The organism is Phenylobacterium sp., assembly GCF_035276905.1.
Lineage (GTDB): Bacteria > Pseudomonadota > Alphaproteobacteria > Caulobacterales > Caulobacteraceae > Phenylobacterium.
In genome coordinates, this window is sequence record NZ_DATELG010000059.1 from 1 (window position 1) to 2,611 (window position 2,611).

Sequence of the window (2,611 nt, forward strand, 5' to 3'; positions counted from 1 at the left end):
CAACGCCGGCGTCGTCTGGTCGGCGACTGACGTGGACACCCTGCGGGCGACCTACGCGCGCGGCTCGCAGATCCCCTCGCTCTGGTCGCTGGGCGCGCTCATCCCCCTCGGTTCGAACTTGATCTATAGGGGTGACCAGAACCTGGAGCCGACCGTGGTGACCAACTACGGTCTGTCCTATGATCGGTCCCTGCCGCAGATCGGCGGCAGCGCCAGCGTCCGGCTCTTTTATCAGAAGTCCAAGGACATCGTCGGCCAGCCTGACATCCTGCGCCCCGACATCGTGTCGCCGGCCCTCACAATCATCCGGTTCGCGAATGTCTCCGACTCCGAGGTCAAGGGCGTCGAAGCGGTTATGAAGGGCGCCTATAAGAACGGCGTCCGCTGGACTGCGAACTACACCTACACTGACGTCAGCGACAGCCCGAAGGCGCGCTACGCCGGCGACATTCTGTCCGGCAAGCAGGCGGCCTTCGCCCTGACCACGCCGAAGAGCCGCGCCAATCTGAACGTCGGCTGGGACAACGCCCAATGGAGCGTGGACGGCTTCCTCCGCTACCAGAGCAAGTATCAGATGGCGGCCCTCGGCGTGGCCAAGGGCGCCCCGCGGCAGGTCGACGCCTACGGGACGCTCGCCGCCCGCGTGGCCCGCAACTTCGACCACGGCTTCACCGTCGCGGTCAGCGGCCAAGGCCTGACGCAGAAGCGCCAGGCCCTGACCTCCGGCATCGAAGCCGATCGCCGCGTCTACCTGACGCTCAGCAAGACCTGGTGACCTGACAACGGCCCCGCTTTTCGGCGGGGCCGTTCCTAGCCTTGGAGACCGAGATGAAATCGCTCCGCTTCGCCGACCTCTCGATCATGGTGAAAATGGCGCTCGCGCCGGCCTTCGCCGTGATCGTCCTCGCCGCGGTGTCCGCCGGCGGGTTCTACACCCAGCAACTGCAGAGCCATGCCCTCGACCGCGTGGTCCAGCACGACATGAGCGTGAGCCTGAAGCTCGCGGCCATTTCGAAGCGGATCACGGCGGCGCATCTGCAGATCTACCAGCTGCTTACCGAGAAGGCGCAGAACGCCGCCAGCTCAGGCTCGCCGGAAAAGGTGCAGGCGCTGTTGGGCGAGGTGGACTCGATCAAGACCGATCTGGCCAAGCTGAAGGCGAACATCCCGGCCAGCCAGCAGGCGAACTTCGCCAAGGTCACCAAGGATCTGACGGATTACCGCGGCGGGATCGAGGTCGTCGGCTCGATGCTGGGCGTCGACTTCAACACCGCCGCGTCCTTCGTCGCGCCCTTCGAACAGCAATACAGCCGCATGACCAGCAACCTCGATGGGGCGGTCAAGGCGGTGCAGGCCGACTCCGCCGCCGCCGCCGCCAAGAACGCGGACGACGCCAAGGCGGTGGGCCAGGTGGTGTTGGGCGGGTCGCTCCTGACCCTGCTGGCGGTGGTCGGCATGTCGATGGTCAGCATCCTCGGCGTCAAGCGCGGCATCAGCGACATCGCCGGCGCCACCGAGAAGCTGGCCGGCGGCGACCACGGCGTCGACACCGACAAGCTGCAGCGCAAGGACGAGCTGGGCGCCATCGTGCGCGGCCTGGCGGTCTTCAAGGACAACCAGCAACGGCTGGCGGCCATGCGCCGCGAGCAAGAGGAGAGCCAGGCGCGCGAGGCGGCGATGCGCGAGCAGGTCGAGCGCGAGCGCGCCAAGGCGCAGGAAGAGCAGGCCCATGTGGTCCGCGCCCTGGCCGACGGTCTCTCGCAACTGTCGCGGGGCGACCTGACGCACCGCGTCCACGAGCCCTTCTCGCCGGAATACGAGCAGCTGCGCAGCGACTTCAACGCCGCCGTCGCCAAGCTGCAGCAGGCGATGCAGGTGATCGCCTCCAACACCTCGCAGATCGGCGTCAGCGCCGACGAGATCGCCGGGGCTTCCGACGACCTGTCGCGCCGCACCGAGCAGCAGGCCGCCAGCCTCGAGCAGACGGCCGCCGCACTCGACCAGATCACCGCCACGGTCCGCAAGTCCGCCGAGGGCGCCCAGAACGCCCGCGCCGCAGTGCAGACGACCAAGGCCAGCGCCGCGACCGGCGGCGAGGTCGTCCGCCAGGCGGTGCACGCCATGGGCGAGATCGAGAAGTCCGCCGGCCAGATCAGCCAGATCATCGGCGTGATCGACGAGATCGCCTTCCAGACCAATCTTCTGGCGCTGAACGCCGGGGTCGAGGCCGCCCGCGCCGGAGAAGCCGGCAAGGGCTTCGCGGTCGTGGCTTCCGAAGTCCGCGCCCTGGCCCAGCGCTCGGCGGACGCCGCCAAGGAGATCAAGGCCCTGATCTCGGCCTCCAGCCAACAGGTCGGCCAGGGCGTCGACCTGGTCGGCAAGACCGGCGAGGCGTTGCAAGCGATGGTGGCCCAGGTCGAGCAGATCGACCTCCTGGTCTCGGAGATCGCCTCCTCGGCCCAGGAACAGGCGACCGGCCTCAACGAGGTCAACACCGCCGTCAACCAGATGGACCAGGTCACCCAGCAGAACGCCGCCATGGTGGCACAGTCCACCGCCGCCGCCGCCCAGCTAACCCAGACCTGCGGCGACCTGGCCGCGCGCCTGGCCG

The 2,611-nt window shown here is 68.3% G+C and carries 2 protein-coding genes; both read left to right on the top strand.

The window, feature by feature from the left end:
- Positions 1–775 (top strand): TonB-dependent receptor plug domain-containing protein (locus VJS38_RS02345; RefSeq protein ID WP_324086543.1); only part of this gene is annotated, 775 nt, incomplete at its 5' end.
- Between the two features lie 53 nt (positions 776–828).
- The coding region (locus VJS38_RS02350) for a methyl-accepting chemotaxis protein (RefSeq protein ID WP_324086544.1) at positions 829–2,611 on the top strand (1,783 nt) is incomplete at its 3' end.